This window comes from Pseudomonas hefeiensis (assembly GCF_030687835.1).
Lineage (GTDB): Bacteria > Pseudomonadota > Gammaproteobacteria > Pseudomonadales > Pseudomonadaceae > Aquipseudomonas > Aquipseudomonas hefeiensis.
The window spans coordinates 17542-35479 of record NZ_CP117449.1 but is presented as its reverse complement, the minus strand read 5'-3'; the positions used below and the strand labels follow the sequence as shown (position 1 = coordinate 35479).

The following is a 17938-nucleotide window of genomic DNA, read 5'->3' as shown; positions in this document are numbered from 1 at the left end:
TTAGCTGAATGAAAAAACTACTGGTTGCCTTCGCTGCCGCCGCAGCGTTTTCCGCCCACGCCGCCGACACCCTGACCGTCGCCGCAACGCCGGTCCCCCACGCGGAAATCCTCGAGTTCGTCAAACCGGCGCTGGCCAAAGAAGGCGTGGACCTCAAGGTCAAAGTCTTCACCGACTACATCCAGCCAAACGTACAAGTCGCGGAAAAGCGCCTGGACGCCAACTTCTTCCAGCACCAGCCGTACCTGGATGAGTTCAACAAGGCCAAGGGCACGAACCTGGTGAGCGTGACCGGCGTGCACCTGGAACCCCTGGGCGCGTATTCCAGTAAGTACAAGGCACTGACAGAACTGCCAGGCGGCGCCAACGTGGTGATCCCGAACGACGCTACCAACGGCGGCCGTGCGCTGTTGCTGCTGGCGAAGGCTGGGGTGATCAAGCTGAAGGATTCGAACAACATCCTGTCGACTACCAAGGACATCACCGAGAACCCGAAGGATCTGAAATTCCGTGAACTGGAAGCGGCGACCATTCCGCGGGTGCTGACCCAGGTGGACCTGGCGTTGATCAATACCAACTACGCGTTGGAGGCGAAGCTTGATCCTTCCAAGGATGCGCTGGTGATTGAAGGTAACGACTCGCCTTATGTGAACATCCTGGTGGCTCGTGAGGATGATAAGGACAGTGAGGCGATGAAGAAGCTGGTTGCGGCGTTGCATACGCCGGAAGTGAAGGCTTTTATTCTTGAGAAGTACAAAGGCGCGGTTTTGCCGGCGTTTTGAGCTGATCAGGTGGTAAAAAAACGGGGCTGCGTGGGAATGCAGGCCCGTTTTTTTATGGAAATGTGTCCGTGCCGAGGGGCTTGCTCACGCTCCGTTGGGCAGGAAAGAGTCTGTCATAGTAATCAGGCTGTACGACCTAGCCCGGAAGCTGTCGCTTACAACCACGGGACGGTTCTTACGAAGGTGTCGGATTTACGCACCTGTGACAATAAGCACTCTAGGGCTCATGCGCTGTCACGGAAAGACCCGCAAGATCACGAGCACTCATCAAAATTTGATTGACATAGTGATTGCCCGCAACAATGCTGATCCCAACGCATGAGGGGTGACTCCCGTGCCTACCTTCCGAGGCCCGCAGAGAAATCTCTGCGGGTTTTCGTGTTTCTATGGCAAGGAATCAAACGCGGCTCTTCTACCCCAGTAGCCACCTGCCAGCGAATTTGGGCGAAGCACCCAACCCGAGCGGATGATCGTCCCGCTGCTGTGGCTGGGCTTCGTTTAACGAGCCTCCACCGATTGGGGGCTTGTCTGTGAGGAATGCTTCGCCTATAGTCGCCACATGCCAGTGACTAGGAGTATCTCCAGTCAGTTTTGAATACTGGCCTCTACAGGTGTCTAGTCTCCGTCTTACGTTTGTGTAGGCTAATGTTGCGTAAACATAGCGTTAGCCTACACAGATAGTAAGGGGCCTTTTATAGGTACCCTCCCACTTTATCGCTCTGCCTCTTACATAGACTCCCCTCTTTTAGCATCCCTTCCTCTGTATATACTTCTCTTAAAATTTAATTTTCTTTTTATTGCTCAGTCCATTCATTTTTTACGTAACATTTTTAATTTCTCTATCATATATTTTAATCTGAATGAGATCCTGTATTCTCGTATTCTTTAAAATATCGGATAATACCCTTGAAGATATTTGTTACAATTCAATAATCCTGCACATCGCCACCTAACAGGCAGATTGAAATATGAACAAGCGACCTCTAGAACAGTTATTTTTTGCAACCTTTCGCGAAAAGCAAAAATTCTCGGATTTTTTAGAGCTCGACATTAACTCTGCGTATTCAAGGAAGGACTATGATGGGCGCTCAATTTATATCCCAGACAAAAACTTAAAACTCTACCTTGCTTTTTTAAGTAGAGTACTCTTCGATCGTCTTCCTGTAAAAAATGATGTAGTGTTTTCATATCGAAAGGGCGTTAACGTTGTAGATGCCGTGGAAAAGCATAGTGTTAACCGGTATTTTTTTCAATCTGACATAAAGAATTTTTTCGGAAGTATAGATCGAAAACTAATTGGCAACACTATCCTATCCGCTTTGGATGCGTGTCCTATTTCCGATATAGAGCAATGGTTAGATAAAATCCTAGATCTGGTTACCGTCGATGATGCTTTGCCGCCTGGATTCCCTACTTCTCCCTCTATAAGCAACGCTTGCCTTTACGAATTTGACAAAAAGCTACTTACATGGTGTGAAGAAAATGAACTTATTTATACCAGGTATGCGGACGATATAATAATTTCTGGTAGCGTGGAAGAGAAGATGCACCTCATCATTCCCAAAACAACAGAGTTACTATGTTGTGAGTTTGGGGACAGAGTAAATTTAAACATAACAAAGACAAAGTTCACTCGGCCGGGTGAGAAAGTTAAAATTCTTGGCGTTGCAATATTACCAAATGGAAAGGTTTCAGTTGACGGGCGACTCAAAAAGCACTCTGAAACTGCAATGCACTGCTTCCTAAAAGACAAAGAAAAATTCACTTCTTTTTTGAAAGAAAAAGACTTTGAAAGAGCATTAAAGAAATTTTCTGGGCAGCTCAATTACATCAACACCGTCGACCCAAGTTTTTTGGATAAGCTTAGAAAGAAATATGGGGCCACTGCAGTTGATAAAATGATACATATCTCGGTGGGCTCGTAATGCAAATCCATATAGAGCTTAACAACGTACAACACATCAATAATTTTCGCATTGAGCTTAACCTAAATAACAATGGATTGACGTGTATCGTAGGGAAAAACGGAGTTGGAAAAACAACACTTATAAAGTCAATAAGAAATCTTAAAATTGCTGACACTTTCTCAAAAATGGCTCAACCAGGAGCAATAAAACCAGGCAGCAAAATAACCTATACATGTGATGGGAAGGCTTATGACTTTGAGTACGACCAAAATATTGAGGACCTTAATAGTAAATCAGTTTTCCCAGTAGACTTTAAGAAACAAATTGAAGTTGAACTGCCTATGCCCTGGGGGCAGCGCTTTAATACTTTTCAGAGTATAAGCTCTGCTGATAATGATATTCGTACGGCAGTAATGCTTGAAGAATATTACTCTCCGAACGAGCTAATTGCATTGCTTGCTGATATTTACGGGGATGATAAGTTCTCCAATTTAAAGGAAGTAAGGATCGGAAGAAATAAATATTACATTATTCCACTAGAGAATGATCGCTATGTTAGAGAGGACCATCTTAGCTCCGGAGAGTTCTTTTTAATTTCTCTATATAGAAAGATCAAAGGTACAGCTCGCCTTATCGTAATAGATGAGATAGACATTTCTTTAGATGCAGCTGCGCAAAGCCGACTTATCGGGTGGCTCAGAAAGTTCTGCAAGACCGAGCAAGTTAATGTTGTGTTCACAACGCACTCGATGGCAATCATGCGCACAATGGAAGATGAAGAGCTGCACTATATGTATAGCGAGGATGGGTTTACCAAAACTAGATTGGCGTCGTACAACTATATTAAGTCAGTACTTTTTGGGTTCTCTGGCTGGGATCGCTACATTTTGACTGAAGACCCTATGCTTGAAGGTTTTTTTAGATTTCTTATAAACATCCACAAAATACCAACCTTCTATTCCTTTCAGATAATACCCATCGGCGGTGGCGACAATGTAATACAATTGCTTCGAAAGAATATGACTGAGAAATTTTTTGGCCCTGGAGAGCACGTTATCGCGATTTTGGATGGAGATTACGCAGGTACGAAAAATGAACGTCAGAAAAATACCTATTGCATCCCCTTTCGTAGTGTAGAAAAGAAAATTTTTGAAGATTATCAAAATGGTAAATATTCTCTGGCCTATCCATTAGATAAAGAACCGCAGAATAACCAACAATTTCGAAAGGCGATCAAATTGGTCCATGGTGTGTCGGATCAGGATTTGTACATTTATTTGAATGAAAAATATCCTGTCGAAACGAAAGCTATCTGTGACATGTTAGAAAGCTTTTTGGCACGCCAGAAAGCCTAACACAAGTAAGGGGACTGATTTATAACTGTAAAATAATCCCCCTTTTCTCTTAGATAATAAACTTTACAAAATCTCATAATTCGGCATAAGCAACCTCGAATTCTCTAATAGAGTGGTTGACCCTATATCGAAGCATCAAAGATGCGGAAAGCTTAACCATTTTTTCGAAAAGCACGTGCCCTGATTGGATCTCACACTGACCAACGCAGTGCCCCCCATGCTTTCCGGGCTCATAAGCATATATGCGTTACACAGCTACCGTCGACAGGACGATCTGGCAGCGTAAACTCCAACACATCGTCAAAAGGAATGAACATAGCCGAGGCGGACATCACAAACAGACTCGCGATATCCAGCGCTTCCTCAACGATTTCGAGTTCAGGAGTTTCATATGTATGCTCAAGGATATTTCTCATGTTAATTACTTTACGTAAAAGACTCGGCGCTAATAAGCCGAGCGCTCTCACTTTCTCTATTTTTGTTGGGACATTCCATCTAAGAGACGAATAACCAAACGAGAGCAGCAGTTGATCAAGCTGACAAACAATCGCACGTTTAACATTAGTCGTTGCATTGACAAGGGCCGACAAACCTCCCCGTTCAAAATCGTCTTCAGCCAAGCTTAAGAACTCGATAGGTGAAGTTTTCAGCTCTGTCATATCGAAGCTGCCGCCCCCCGACGCTACTGCGCATTTGCTCATATCAAATTCATGAGCGAGACAAAACTCTTTGATATTCATTTCTCGACCCGACTCATTAGCCGCCCAAAAGACAGCTGTAGAAAATAGCGTATCGGCGACGCCACTGGAAAGTTTGACCGGCAACGTGCGGACAGATTGGAGGATGTCCGTCCCTCAGAGCGTTATACCCCATCAACGTCTGCTGAAGTCAGAGCATGTGCATTATTGATTGAGGTGGTACGACTACGGACCAGTTTGTTCGGTCAAAAATAACAAACCCGACACAAAGTGCCGGGTTTGCTCTTATCTACAAATGTTACCTGCTATCGCGGATCAACGTTATCCAACACCCGATTCGCCAGCAACGAACTCAATTCAATCAACTGCTGGATGCCGAGGAGGATGTGACGGCGAGGGCCTTCCAGGTCGAAGGCCAGGTTGCTGACCATCGCGTCGGCTGCCGCCAGGGTTTCGCTGAGATTAGCGAGGAGGGATTCGTTGTCGGCGTTTTTTGCGACGGTGAAGAGTTGGCCCGGTTGGGACGCGTCTTCGGACTTTTCCGGTTTTGGTCGCAGGTAGTAATCCAAGACGCGATTGGTGGCTTCGTCGTGTTTCTTGGCTTTGGATTTGGTTCGCGGGGACGCTTGGTCCGCCTCTGGCGGATTCGGGGTAGGCTTGAACATGTGCTAAGTCCTGTAGGTGACGCCGCGACCCTCTAGCTACTAAACAAGGGGTGGCAGCTGTACGCAGGTTAGTAGACCGGGGACTTAGCAAGCCGGCGCGCCCGAGAGCGCCCTGCGCACAACCGCCATCAAATACAGGCATGGAAATACCTGACTGATAGGAGCCTTGCACCTTACTAAATACCTCGGGCTACTAAACCCGACCACTGATGGGGCAGTGGCAGGGAAACGATAAAACCCGAGGGCAAGGCGCACAAGCGGGCGGATTCTGGCGTAGTTGTAGGCAACGGCGCAAGGATTCGTAGCTTGATGGAAGGGTGGCGCTAGCGGAATAAACAAGGCTTCGTTTTGCCTTGAAATTCGAAGCCATAGGGCCGGTTTTAGCCATGGCGCCTGCCGTTATTGCAACGCATCACAAAACGCTGCAAGTCGATCTGCCCGTCATGATTTACTGACGTCCTGTCACGTCCAAGCTGTAACGTTTGCTCACGCACCGAGAGCCGTATCAATCATGTCCTTCGCTGAGCTGAAATCCTTCCACATGGTCGCCCGCCTGGGCAGCATCACCCAGGCGGCAAAGAAACTCGGCCTCAGCCAGCCCACGGTCACCACGCAGATCCGCAGCCTCGAAGGGCAGTACGGCGTCGAGCTGTTCTACCGGGGTGGTCGGCGTCTGACCCTGAGCGATGAAGGCGTACGCCTGCTGCCCATGGTGCAACAGTTGCTGCAACAGGAGGCCGACATCGAGTTTTTCTTGCGCAACTGCGGCCAGGTACAAGGTGCCCTGCGCATCGGCGCCACTGCGCCTTACTACATGCTCGACCTGGTGCGGCGCTTCCGTGAGCAACTGCCGCAATGCGAGGTGACCCTGGAGATCGGCAACTCGCAGCAGGTGATCGAGGCACTGGAAGACTACCGCGTAGACCTGGCCGCCTCCTCGCTGTTGGTCGAAGACCCGCGACTGACCCGCCTGCTGTTGGGCTACGATCCACTGGTGTTGGCGGTACACCGTAGTCACCCATTGGCCGCGCGGGGATGCGTGCCGCTCGCGGCACTGGCCGGGCACTGCCTGCTGATGCGTGAGAAAGGTTCGACCACTCGCGTGCTCACCGAGCAGCTGCTGCGCGACGCCGGCGTGGCGCTCGGCTCATTGCTGGAGATCGGCAGCCGCGAGTCGATCCGCGAAGCGGTGCTGCGCAACATCGGTATCAGCATCATCGCCCGCCACGAAGTGCCGACCAGTACCGAGTTGCGGGTGATCGAACTGGAAGGCGCGCCGCTGATTGCCGAATACCTCTACTGCCTGAAGGAGCGCCGCAGCGCGCGCCTGCCGGCAGTTTTCCTCGCGTTGGCGCGGGAAGCCGCGAGCACCTCGTAAGGTGCCTCTCGCCCGCCTGTTGGATGGAAGCACTACATAAATCCACCGATGCCACTATCGGCAGCTTTTGCCCAACTGCCATAAAGCCTTAGCACCCCGTGTCCAAGATGAGCCTCGTATTCCACCGACGAGGTTCCACCATGGCTACGGTCAGCTTGCAACTGCGCGACATCCACAAGGCCTTCGGTGCCTTTCAGGCGCTGGATGGCGTGTCGCTGAACGTCTCTGCCGGCGAGCTGGTGTGCCTGCTCGGCCCCTCGGGCTGCGGCAAGACCACGCTGTTACGCTGCATCGCCGGGCTGGAGCGCCAGGATGGCGGCAAGATCTTCTTTGGTGATCGGGATGTCTCCACGCTGCCACCGCAGGCGCGCGACTACGGCATCCTGTTCCAATCCTATGCGCTGTTTCCCAACCTCACGGTGGCGCAAAACATCGGTTACGGCCTGGCCGGCAGCAGCCGCGAGACCATTCGCGCGCGGGTCGCCGAGATGCTTGAGCTGGTCGGCCTCAAGGGCAGCGAGCAGAAATACCCCGGCCAGCTCTCCGGCCGCCAACAACAGCGCGTGGCCCTGGCCCGTGCCCTGGCGCCGGCGCCCCAGCTGCTGCTGCTGGACGAGCCGATGTCGGCCCTCGACGCTCGCGTGCGCGAACACCTGTGCGGTGAGCTGCGCCAACTGCAGAAGAGCCTGGGCATCACCACCGTGATGGTCACCCACAACCAGGACGAGGCCATGCTCATGGCCGACCGTATCGCGGTGATCAATCACGGCCGGGTCGAGCAGTACGCCACACCCCAGGAGATCTATCGCGCGCCTGCCACACCCTTCGTCGCCGAGTTCGTCGGCCAGGGCAACTGGCTGCCCTATGAGCGCGACGGCGAGCACGCCCGGGTTGGCGAGCTGAGCCTGCGCTTGCACGGCGGCCGGCCGGCCGAACGCGGTCGCCTGTTCTGCCGCCCCGAGGCGGTGGTGATCAACCCGCCGGTGCATGAAGACAACCTGTTCAGCGCACAGATGCGCGAGATCACCTTCCTCGGCAATCGCTGTCGCTTGAGTTTCGAGCTGGATGCCCTGCCGGGGCATGCCCTGCTTGCCGAGCTGGCGCCGGACGCCATGCCGCGCCTGGCCGCCCCGCATATCTGGGTGGCCCTGCCGCCGCGCAGCCTGCAGGTATTTGTCTGATGGAACAGGTGTTGCCGAGCAAGCCCCAGACCGGCGCGCGGCGCCTGCCGGCCGACCTGGCCGACCGTCTATTCGTCCACGGTGGCCAGTGGTTGCTGTTGGTGTTGCTGGTGCTCGCCGTGCTGCTGCCGCTATTGGCCATGCTTTGGCGTGGTTTTGCCAGCGAGCCCGGGCAGGGCGGTGGGCTGACGGCGGCGGCCGAGCTGTTCGGCAGCGCCAACTTTCGCTGGCTGCTGGGCAACAGCCTGACGGTCTCGCTGACCGTGGCCGCCATCGTCGTGCCGCTGGCCTACGCCTTCGCCTATGCGCTGCAGCGTACTTGCGTGCCGGCCAAGGGCCTGTGGCGCGGCATTTCCCTGCTGCCGCTGTTGGCGCCGTCGATACTGCCAGGCATCGCGCTGATCTACCTGTTCGGTAACCAGGGCGCGCTCCGGCACCTGCTCACGGACAATATCTATGGCTTCTGGGGCATCGTCATCGGCGAAGCCATCTACACCTTTCCCCATGCGCTGATGGTGCTGCTTTCGGCCCTGGCCCTGGCCGATGCGCGCCTGTTCGACGCCGCCTCGAGCATGGGCGCTTCACCGTGGCGGGCATTTCACAGCATCACCTGGCCGGGGAGCCGACAGGGCGTGTTCGCCGCCTTCTGCCTGGTGTTCACCCTGTGCATCACCGATTTCGGCGTGCCGGTGGTGGTCGGCGGCGATTATCAGGTGCTGGCGCTGGAGGCCTACAAAGCAGTGGTCGGGCAGCAGCAGTTCGGCCGCGGCGCGCTGATCGGCATGGTCCTGCTGCTGCCGGCGCTGTTGAGCTTCGCCGTCGACCTGTGGCTGCGCCGGCGTCAGCGCGAGGCAATGAGCGGCCGCGCCCAGGTTTACCAGCCGCAACCGTCGCGCTGCCGCGACCTGGCCTTCCTCGCCGTGGTGCTGCTGATCTGCGCGGCGCTGCTCGGCGTGTTCGGCATGGCGATGTACTCGTCGCTGGTCAAGTTCTGGCCCTATGACCTGTCGCTGTCGCTGCACCACTACGCCTTTTCCGAACTCCCCGGCGGCTGGCAGGTGTACCGCAACAGCCTGCTGCTGGCCGGCTGCACCGCCGTGTTCGGCAGCCTGCTGACCTTCACCGGCGCCTACCTGCTGGAAAAAACCCGGCAGAGCCCGCTAACCCAGGCCCTGCGCCTGCTCAGCTTCGTGCCGATGGCGGTGCCGGGGTTGGTGCTGGGCTTGGGCTACGTGTTTTTCTTCAACCTGCCGGGCAATCCGCTGCACGGCCTGTATGGCAGCCTGACCCTGCTGGTGGCGTGCACCATCGCGCACTTCCTGACCACCGCGCAGTTGACCGCCAGCGCCGCGCTGCGCCAGCTGGATGGCGAGTTCGAGGCCGCCGCGCTGTCGCTGAAGGTGCCGCTGCTGCGCCACTTTTTGCGCGTCACCCTGCCGATCTGCCTGCCGGCGTTGCTCGACATCCTGCGCTACCTGTTCGTCTCGGCGATGACCACGGTGTCGGCGGTGATCTTCCTCTACAGCCCGGACAGCCTGCTCGCCGCCATCGCCGTGCTGAACATGGACGACGCCGGCAATGTCGGTGGTGCCGCCGCCATGTCCACCCTGATTCTGCTCACCTCGGCCGCGGTTTCGCTGCTGCTGGCGGGGCCCTCACGCGGCGTGCTGCGTCGGGCCCAAGCCTGGCGCACGGCCGCCGGCCATTGATACCCTGGAGACTGCCATGCATTACCAACACCCCGACCGCCTGCACGCGGCCATTCTCGACTGGGCCGGCACCGTGGTCGATTTCGGCTCCTTCGCGCCGACCCGCATCTTCGTCGAGGCTTTCGCCAGTTTCGACGTCGAAATCAGCCTGGAGGAGGCGCGCGGGCCGATGGGCATGGGCAAATGGGACCATATCCGCGCCCTGTGCAACCTGCCGGCGATTGCCGAGCGCTACCAGCGCCGCTTCGGCCGTCTGCCGAGCGACGAAGATGTGACGGCGATTTATGAGCGCTTTATGCCTTTGCAGATGGCCAAGGTCGGCGAGCACTCGGCGCTGATCCCCGGCGCGCTGGCGTGCATCGCCGCGCTGCGCGAGCGCGGGCTCAAGCTCGGCAGTTGCTCCGGCTATCCCAAACAGGTGATGGACAAGGTGGTCGAACTGGCCGCCGCCAATGGCTATAGCCCGGACCATGTGGTGGCCACCGACGAGGTGCCGAAAGGCCGGCCAAGCCCGGCCCAGGCGCTGGCCAACGTCATCGCCCTCGGCCTCGACGATGTGGCCGCCTGCGTCAAGGTCGACGACACTGAGCCGGGCATCCTCGAAGGGCGCAGCGCCGGTATGTGGACCGTGGCGCTGCGCTTCTCCGGCAACTTCCTGGGCCTTGACTGGGCGCAGTACCAGGCCCTGACGCCCGCGCAGCGCGAAGCCGAACGCACGCGCATCGACGCGCTGTTCGCGCCGAGCCGGCCGCACTACCTGATCGACACCCTCGCCGAACTGCCGACGGTAATCGACGCGATCAACGCCCGCCTGGCCCGAGGCGAGAGCCCGCAAGCCAGCTGAATTCGAACAACCAATGCCACGCAATGCCAACCAAGGAGCTTCTCATGTTCAAACGTACCGCTCTGGCCGCCGGCCTGCTCGCCGCTTGCGCCATGCAGGCCCAGGCTAACACTGAGCTGACCGTGTACACCGCCCTCGAAGTGGAACAGCTGGCCGCCTACAAGACCGCCTTCGAAAAGCTGCACCCGGATATCGAGATCAAGTGGGTACGCGACTCCACCGGCATCGTCACCGCCAAGCTGTTGGCCGAGAAGGATCGCCCGCAGGCCGATGTGGTCTGGGGCCTGGCCGGCTCCAGCCTGGCTGTGCTCAAGCAACAGGGCATGCTCGAAGCCTACGCCCCGGCCAACCTGGACAAGATCGGCGCCAACTACCGCGACGCCGCCAACCCGCCGGCCTGGGTCGGCATGGACGTGTGGGCTGCGACCATCTGCTTCAACACCATCGAGGCCGAAAAGCAGGGCCTGCCCAAACCGACCAAGTGGGAAGACCTGACCAACCCGGTCTACAAGGGCAAGATCGTCATGCCCAACCCGGCTTCGTCCGGCACCGGCTACCTCGACGTCAGCGCCTGGTTGCAGACCTTTGGCGAGCCGCAGGGCTGGGCCTACATGGACAAGCTGCACCAGAACATCGGCCAGTACACCCATTCCGGCTCCAAGCCGTGCAAGCTGGCCGCCGCCGGCGAGTTCCCCATCGGCATCTCTTTCGAGTACCCGGCTGTGCAGCTCAAGCGCAAGGGTGCGCCGCTGGACATCGTCCTGCCGAAGGAAGGCCTGGGCTGGGAGATCGAAGCCACCGGCATCATCAAGGGCACCAAGCAGTTGGACGCGGCGAAGAAGCTCGCCGACTTCTCCGCCAGCCGCGAGGCCATGGACCTGTACAAGGCGAATTTCGCCGTGCTGGCCCAGCCGGGCATCGCCGAGCGTTTCCAGGAACTGCCGGCCGATTACGAGCAGCGCCTGATCAAGAACGACTTCGCCTGGGCCTCGGAAAACCGCGACAAAATCCTCGCCGAATGGCGCAAGCGCTACGACGGCAAGTCCGAGCCGATAGCCCAGTGACGTGGCCGGCAGAACCCTGCTGGCGGTGCAACGCGGGCTCTGTGCTGTCTGCGCCCGCAAGCATTGCCGGAGGGGTTCTGCCAATCGCCGCTACGCGTTGATTCATCCGGCTGCATTGACGGCCGCATTTTTCGTTCCAGGAGTTTTCCCATGAGTCAGCACGACTGCGATCTGTTGATCGTCGGTGCCGGCATGCTCGGCCTCGCCCATGCTTGGGCCGGTGCCAAGCGCGGCCTCAAGGTACGTGTGTTCGAGCGCAGCCACACGCCGCTCGGCGCCTCCATCCGCAACTTCGGCCAGGCCCTGGTCACCGGTCAGGCACCCGGCGTGATGCTCGACCTGGCCCGCCAGTCCCGCGGCCTGTGGGCCGAGCTGGGCCAGGCCGCGGGCCTGCAGCTCAAGCAACAGGGCTCACTGCTGTTCGCACGCAGCGAAGCCGAAGAAGCCTTGCTCGAAGCCTTCTGCGCAGGCCGCGCCCGTGCACAGGGCTACCGCGTCGAGCTACTGCGCGGCGCCGCCCTGAATGGGTTGTACGGCGGCCGTTTCGCCCACCATCGCGCCGCCCTGCATGGTCTCGACGACCAGCAGTTGTATTCCCGTGAGGCCCTGCCGCAGATCGTCGATTACCTACGCGGGCTGGGCGTGCAGTTCCACTTCTCCACCCTGGTGCGAGACGTCGAGCCAGGTAGCGTCCTGACCAGCGCCGGGCGTTTCAGCGCCAGGCACATCGTGGTCTGCTCCGGACACGATTATCAGACGCTGCTGGCCGAGCCGCTGGCCGCACTCCAGCCTTCGGTATGTCGCCTGCAGATGCTGCGCGCCCGCCTGCAACAGCCGCTGGACCTGCAGCACGCGGTGCTCACCGGTCTCAGCTGCGTGCATTACGGCGCTTTCGCCGATCTGCCGGAAGCCGAGGCCATCCGCGCGCAGATCCGCCGCGAGCAGCCGGAGCTGGAAACCCACGGCATCCATCTGCTGGTCAGCCCGACACCCCATGGCGAGTTGATCATCGGCGATTCCCACGACTACGGCAGCGACGCCTCGCCGTTCAACGCCGAGGGCGTGGACGACCTCATGCTGGCGCTGGCTGAGCACACCCTGGGCGGCAAGCTGCAGGTGCTGGAACGCTGGCAGGGTGTATACGGCTCGCGCGGGCCCGGCCCGTTCAGCGTGTTGCAATCCGGAGCAGGGGTCAGCGCCGTACTGATGCACACCGGCCTGGGCATGAGCGTCGGCCTCGGACTCGGTGAGCGCAGCCTGGCGGCTTTGCTCGGCGAAGGAGAATGGCCGCAGGCCTGCGTCGCATGAGCGCGGAGCAGGCGGTGGCCGAGCTGTTTGCCCTGTGCCGCGAGCAAGCGCAGGCGGGTTACATTGGCGAGGCCGTCAGCCAGCTCGAACACATGGTCCAGGCCGCCGAGCTGGCACGCGACGAAGGGGCAGACGAGGAGTTGGTGCTGGCCGCTTTCTGTCACGACGTTGGGCATTTCTGTGCGCCGCTGACGGCGGAGAACTCAATGGCTGGCCTGGGCCGTCGAGGCCATGAGCGGGTGGGCGCAAACTGGCTGCTGGGATTGGGGTTCTCCCAGCGCCTGGCGGGGCTGGTGGCGCGGCATGTAGACGCCAAGCGTTACCTGAGCTGGCGCGAACCGGCTTATCTGGCAGGGTTGAGTGAGGCCAGCCGGCAGACCCTGCTCTGGCAGGGTGGACCGATGACGACCGGTGAAGCCGAGGCCTTCGAGGCCGACCCGCTGTTCGCCGACAGCCTGCGTTTGCGCCGCTGGGACGAGGCGGCCAAGGTCGCCGGGAGACCTTCAACCGACCTCAGCGATTTGGAGCAGCTTGCGTTACGTGTTTACCAGGCTGCGATACCTTGAGAGGTCCTCAGGCGCAGGTCGGGTCAACAATAGCGATGCTTGCTCTGCTTCGAAGCCAACGGAGATAAATCCCCTCGCCACAGTAATTCAGTTGTTCGCCTTACTGGCCGGGTGCCACAATCGTTCTTTTTCGGTTGCGTCACGATCAGGTGGATCACATGGATTGCCCAGGATCTCGGAATGACCAGGCTTTCTTCATAGCCGAGCAGGTGCGAACTGACCGACTGCAGCAACTGTTTCGCCAATCGGTTTCTGCGGTGTTCGGTAGCTACCTCGCTGCCATCATGCTGTGTTGGCTGTGCTGGGATCGGTTTGAACACAGCGTCATCTTTTGGTGGCTGGCCATCTTGACTGTATCGACGCTGTTGCGCATCTCGTTGTTCGTTGCCTATGTTCGCAGCGACGAAAGCAAGCGCACACCCCAGCACTGGGAGCGCAAGTACTGGATCACACTGGTATTGTCCGCCAGCATCTGGGGAGGAGGCGCATTAGCGGTCATGCCGGCGGACGATCTGTTGGCCCAGGCATTGGTCATGCTCTTTACTGTCGGCATGTCCGTCAGCGCGGTGTCCTGCTACTCCGCCTACCGCGATATGACCCTCATCTCCATTGGCCTGGTTCTATTGCCGTGCACCGTCTGGCTGCTGTTTCAACCGTCCCCGATTCAGGTCGGCATCGCACTTTCGATTTTGGTGTTCACAGCATTTGCGGCCCGCGCTATACACATAATGTCCCAGGCACTGGAAACCGCTTTTCGACTCACCCGCGAAATGGAACAGGCAAACAGCATTTCAACTCGCGCAGCCCAAACCGATGAACTGACCGGCCTCAAGAGCCGACGGGCTTTTTTCGAGCATGCCCAACAACTCTATGACGAATGTAAAACCAAGCGGGTAGGGTTGTGCGCCGTCATGCTGGACATGGATCACTTCAAGCACATTAACGACACCTACGGCCATCAAGTCGGGGATCTGGTTCTGCGCCGGATTGGGGCAGTCATCAGTTCGTCGTTTCGGGCAACGGATATCCACGGTCGGCTAGGCGGGGAAGAGTTCGCCATTCTGCTCCCGGACACTTCCATCGAAGTCGCCACCCAGATTGCAGAACAGCTCATCGATACGATTGCCGGCTTGATGATCGAGCCTGTTCACCGCATATCAGCCAGCCTTGGCGTCGCGTCGACGGAGGCCTGTAGCAAGGATCTTCACAGCTTGATGAACGATGCGGATAAAGCCCTGTATCGAGCGAAGGCGTTGGGGCGTAATCAGGTTGCTGTTGCTTAGAAGAAGGCCGTTTCGGCGGTATAAACTTGCACCGGAGATTGAACAGTTGAAAAAAACAGCATTAATCGGATTTATCTTTTCCTCCCTAGCAGGGTGTACCTTCACCTCCGTTGACAAGGTGGGTCCAGGCGAATATATGCTTACCAACAGTGGGAGTGTCTTAAATTCAAGGGAAGGCATGTTGGAAGATATAAATCAGAAAGCCAAAAAGCTGTGTAACGGAAAGCCGTACCGCCTGGAAGGTAATTCGGACACTCTTACGCTCGTCAGCATGCCGACTCAGATTGGTCCCACTCCAACCACCTTCCTCGCTCTGAAAGCAATTTGCTCAGATGACAGCCTCGCTAGATAACCACGGGCGACTAAACACGAGCATTGATGAGCAATGGCGGGAAGACGGAATAACTCGGGGGCAAGCACACAAGTGAGCGGCCTCCGGCGTGGTCGCCGAGGTCTGCTCCGACCTGGCGACTTCCTCGACGCGCGTCTCGCGCTGGATGATCGAGGTGCGACGCTGGTTGACGAAATCTACCGCCACCCTTTCCAGGGCTTTCCTCGCTGCGCTCGACGTCTACTTGGAGCATCTGCAACGCCGTCGGAAAGGGTTTGATCAGAAGCGTCCCTGACGACATTGCCACGCAGGAGCGTGGGAATGATCGAGAAACCCACCATTCTGCTGGTGAAGCCCCTCTCTTCGAAGGCCTGCAATTGCGCTGGCCCTGCTGATACTCCCTTACCCTTTGCTCACCTCGCGGCCCATATAGGCCAGCGATACTGCGACGCCTGAAAATTAATTTCCTTCTATATCAATTAGTTAATCAAAAATCGGTAAATTCTTTAAAATTTATCTTGCGCGCAAATTATTAAGCCGTTAACTTTATCGCAACTGGTTAGCGCGCAAATATTTAGCGCAACCAAAAACGATCAAATCAATCAGCAATAGAGGAAACACCATGAACGTTCTCTACACCGCAGTCGCAACCTCCACCGGTGGCCGTGATGGCCGTGCTGTTTCCAGCGACAAGATTCTCGACGTGAAACTGGCCACACCAAAAGCCCTGGGCGGCGCCGGTGGTGAAGCCACCAACCCTGAGCAGTTGTTCGCCGCCGGCTACTCGGCCTGCTTCATCGGCGCATTGAAGTTTGTCGCCAGCCAAAGCAAACGCAGCATTCCTGCCGACGCCTCGATCACGGCACACGTTGGCATCGGCCAGATCCCTGGTGGTTTCGGTCTGGACATTGATCTGCACATCAACCTGCCGGGTCTGGATCAAGCCGATGCTCAAGCGCTGGTCGACGCGGCTCACCAGGTCTGCCCGTACTCCAACGCGACACGCGGCAACGTCGACGTCCGTTTGCACGTCACCGTCTAACTCACTTCATCTACGAATAGAAAGGATCAGGACATGAACACTTTCAGCAAAACGCTCGTTGGCTCGCTTCTGGCACTGTCGCTCGGCAATGCGTTCGCGACTTCTTTTGTTCAACCTACAGTCGCTGAGGGCGGCTCGGATCGACTGATCGAAAAACGGGTCGCTGAAGGCGGCTCGGATCGGCTGATTGAAAAACGGGTTGCTGAAGGTGGCTCGGATCGGCTGATCGAAAACCGCGTAGCCGAAGGCGGCTCGGATCGACTGATCGAAAACCGCGTAGCCGAAGGCGGCTCGGATCGACTGATCGAAAAACGGGTTGCTGAAGGTGGCTCGGATCGGCTGCAAAACAGAGTGAGCTGAACAATCCCTTCATAGCTTCGAAATTCGGTCGAATCTAACCAATGTTGCTTCCAAAAGAAAAAATGCCGCTTATCTCTAGTGAGGAAGCGGCGTTTTTTTTGCAATGTGTCATGGAATCCGTGGGGCAGGGCACTTATGCACTCTGCTAAACGATGCTGTCCACCACCCCGCCATCAACACGCAGCGCCGCGCCCGTGGTGGCCGAGGCCTGCTCTGAGCTGGCATAAATGATCATGTTGGCAACCTCCTCGACGCGCGCCCCGCGCTGGATAATCGAGGTGCTGCGATGCTGATTGACGAAATCTGCCGCGACCTTTTCCAGACTATCCCCGCTGCTCTCGACGTCTGCCTGGAGCATCTGGGCAACGCCTTCGGAAAGCGTCGGCCCAGGCAGAACGGAATTCACCGTCACACCCGTGCCGGCTAGGCGCTTGGCCAGGCCGCGAGCAATGGACAACTGGGCGGTCTTGGTGAAGCCGTAGTGGATCATGTCGGCGGGAATGTTCAGGCCCGATTCCGACGAGACAAACACAATCCGCCCCCAACCGCGCTCGACCATGCCCGGCGCGTAAGCCCTGGAAACGCGCACGCCCGACATTACGTTGGTTTCGAAGAAGCGCTGCCATTCGCTGTCCGGCGTTTCGAAAAAGTCTTCCTGTTTGAAAATGCCCAGGTTGTTGATGACGATATCGAAGCTTGGGTGCTTGGCGATGAGGGCCCGGCAGCCAGGGGCGTTGCTCAGATCGCCCACAAAACCGGTGGCATGTGAAGCAAGCTCGCCCAAGCGCTGCAACGCGTGCGCCACACCACTCTCGCTGCGACCGTTGATGACCACGTGGGCGCCGGCTTCCAGGAAGCCTTTAGCGGTCGCAAAACCGATACCGCTGGTGGAGCCGGTGACCAACACGTGACGTCCGGTGAAGTCGATTTTCATGAGGGGACTCCTTGATCAATGAACCAGAGGAAGTGCGATATTTCTGACTGGACGGTCGTCCGACGGATTTAGAGATGGCTTTGCCATCCCAACGTCGCCGATATCGCAGGTCCTTAATCATGGACACGATTGAGGCTTTGCGCCTCTTCGTGATCAATCAACCATCAGGCAGCCGACCACACAGCCAGCTCATAGCCATCCGGATCGATAAAGTGGAAACGTCGGCCACCGGGGAAAGCGAACACTTCACGGCTGATGGTTGCCCCTGCGGCTTCGAGCCTGAGCTGGGTGCCTTCAAGATCATCCGCGTACAGGACGATCAACGGGCCGCCCGGGCGCACAGGTTCACCGGTTGTGAATCCACCGGTCAGGCGACCGTCGCTGAATTCGGTGTAGGTTGGGCCGTAGTCGACGAAACTCCAGCCGAATACGCTTGCGTAGAAGGCTTTGCTTCTGGCGATGTCGCTGACATTGAACTCGATGTTATCGATTTGACGGTCTTTTCCGCGAATGCCCATTGACGCTTCCTTG

17 protein-coding genes are annotated in these 17938 nt (G+C 57.1%); 13 read left to right on the top strand and 4 right to left on the bottom strand.

Features of this window, described 5'->3' with window-relative positions; all coding sequences use genetic code 11:
- Positions 1-8: 8 nt before the first annotated feature.
- The 3 genes from PSH57_RS00150 to PSH57_RS00140 all read left to right on the top strand — a co-directional run bounded on the left by PSH57_RS00150 (position 9) and on the right by PSH57_RS00140 (position 4044).
- Positions 9-782 carry a MetQ/NlpA family ABC transporter substrate-binding protein gene (locus tag PSH57_RS00150; protein WP_305387094.1) on the top strand — a complete coding sequence of 258 codons (774 nt, stop codon included), beginning with the start codon at positions 9-11 and terminating at the stop codon, positions 780-782.
- A gap of 968 nt (positions 783-1750) precedes the next feature.
- A complete protein-coding gene (locus tag PSH57_RS00145; RefSeq protein WP_305387092.1) occupies positions 1751-2707 on the top strand; it encodes a reverse transcriptase domain-containing protein in 957 nt (318 codons plus the stop codon).
- Positions 2707-4044 (top strand): ATP-dependent nuclease, encoded by a 1338-nt coding sequence (locus PSH57_RS00140; protein WP_305444808.1) that lies wholly within the window; start codon positions 2707-2709, stop codon positions 4042-4044. Before PSH57_RS00145 ends, PSH57_RS00140 begins: the two co-directional genes overlap by 1 nt.
- Positions 4045-4274: 230 nt before the next feature.
- Here the strand turns inward: PSH57_RS00140 and PSH57_RS00135 are convergent, their stop codons facing one another.
- Complete coding sequence (locus PSH57_RS00135; RefSeq protein WP_305387088.1) at positions 4275-4784, bottom strand: hypothetical protein; 510 nt, start codon at positions 4782-4784, stop codon at positions 4275-4277.
- A 263-nt stretch (positions 4785-5047) separates the two neighbouring features.
- Positions 5048-5407 (bottom strand): DUF6124 family protein, encoded by a 360-nt coding sequence (locus PSH57_RS00130; RefSeq protein ID WP_305387086.1) that lies wholly within the window; start codon positions 5405-5407, stop codon positions 5048-5050.
- Positions 5408-5918: 511 nt separating this feature from the next.
- On the opposite strand from PSH57_RS00130, the gene PSH57_RS00125 reads away from it, so the two are divergent.
- From PSH57_RS00125 to PSH57_RS00080, 10 genes are all read left to right on the top strand, one after another.
- Complete coding sequence (locus tag PSH57_RS00125) at positions 5919-6785, top strand: LysR family transcriptional regulator (RefSeq protein ID WP_305387084.1); 867 nt, start codon at positions 5919-5921, stop codon at positions 6783-6785.
- Positions 6786-6925: 140 nt separating this feature from the next.
- Positions 6926-7966 carry a putative 2-aminoethylphosphonate ABC transporter ATP-binding protein gene (locus PSH57_RS00120; protein WP_305387082.1) on the top strand — a complete coding sequence of 347 codons (1041 nt, stop codon included), beginning with the start codon at positions 6926-6928 and terminating at the stop codon, positions 7964-7966.
- Positions 7966-9675, top strand: a complete 1710-nt coding sequence (locus PSH57_RS00115) for a putative 2-aminoethylphosphonate ABC transporter permease subunit (protein ID WP_305387080.1) — start codon at positions 7966-7968, stop codon at positions 9673-9675. The genes PSH57_RS00120 and PSH57_RS00115 overlap by 1 nt, the downstream gene beginning before the upstream one ends.
- Positions 9676-9691: 16 nt before the next feature.
- Complete coding sequence (phnX, locus tag PSH57_RS00110) at positions 9692-10519, top strand: phosphonoacetaldehyde hydrolase (protein WP_305444806.1); 828 nt, start codon at positions 9692-9694, stop codon at positions 10517-10519.
- Between the two features lie 44 nt (positions 10520-10563).
- The gene (locus PSH57_RS00105; protein ID WP_305387078.1) at positions 10564-11583 is read left to right on the top strand and encodes a putative 2-aminoethylphosphonate ABC transporter substrate-binding protein; all 1020 of its coding nucleotides are present in this window, start codon (positions 10564-10566) and stop codon (positions 11581-11583) included.
- A 150-nt stretch (positions 11584-11733) separates the two neighbouring features.
- Entirely contained in the window at positions 11734-12891 is a 1158-nt protein-coding gene (locus tag PSH57_RS00100) for a TIGR03364 family FAD-dependent oxidoreductase (RefSeq protein WP_305387077.1), read from the top strand.
- Entirely contained in the window at positions 12888-13457 is a 570-nt protein-coding gene (locus PSH57_RS00095) for an HD domain-containing protein (protein ID WP_305387075.1), read from the top strand. Before PSH57_RS00100 ends, PSH57_RS00095 begins: the two co-directional genes overlap by 4 nt.
- Positions 13458-13615: 158 nt before the next feature.
- The gene (locus tag PSH57_RS00090; RefSeq protein WP_305387073.1) at positions 13616-14740 is read left to right on the top strand and encodes a GGDEF domain-containing protein; all 1125 of its coding nucleotides are present in this window, start codon (positions 13616-13618) and stop codon (positions 14738-14740) included.
- A gap of 953 nt (positions 14741-15693) precedes the next feature.
- Positions 15694-16113 (top strand): organic hydroperoxide resistance protein, encoded by a 420-nt coding sequence (locus PSH57_RS00085; RefSeq protein ID WP_003196182.1) that lies wholly within the window; start codon positions 15694-15696, stop codon positions 16111-16113.
- 33 nt (positions 16114-16146) lie between these two features.
- On the top strand, positions 16147-16473 hold the full coding sequence (locus PSH57_RS00080; RefSeq protein ID WP_305416259.1) for a hypothetical protein: 327 nt from the start codon (positions 16147-16149) through the stop codon (positions 16471-16473).
- Positions 16474-16618: 145 nt separating this feature from the next.
- Here the strand turns inward: PSH57_RS00080 and PSH57_RS00075 are convergent, their stop codons facing one another.
- Entirely contained in the window at positions 16619-17407 is a 789-nt protein-coding gene (locus PSH57_RS00075; protein ID WP_305387069.1) for an SDR family NAD(P)-dependent oxidoreductase, read from the bottom strand.
- A gap of 164 nt (positions 17408-17571) precedes the next feature.
- The gene (locus PSH57_RS00070) at positions 17572-17925 is read right to left on the bottom strand and encodes a VOC family protein (protein ID WP_305387068.1); all 354 of its coding nucleotides are present in this window, start codon (positions 17923-17925) and stop codon (positions 17572-17574) included.
- Between the last annotated feature and the right edge of the window lie 13 nt (positions 17926-17938).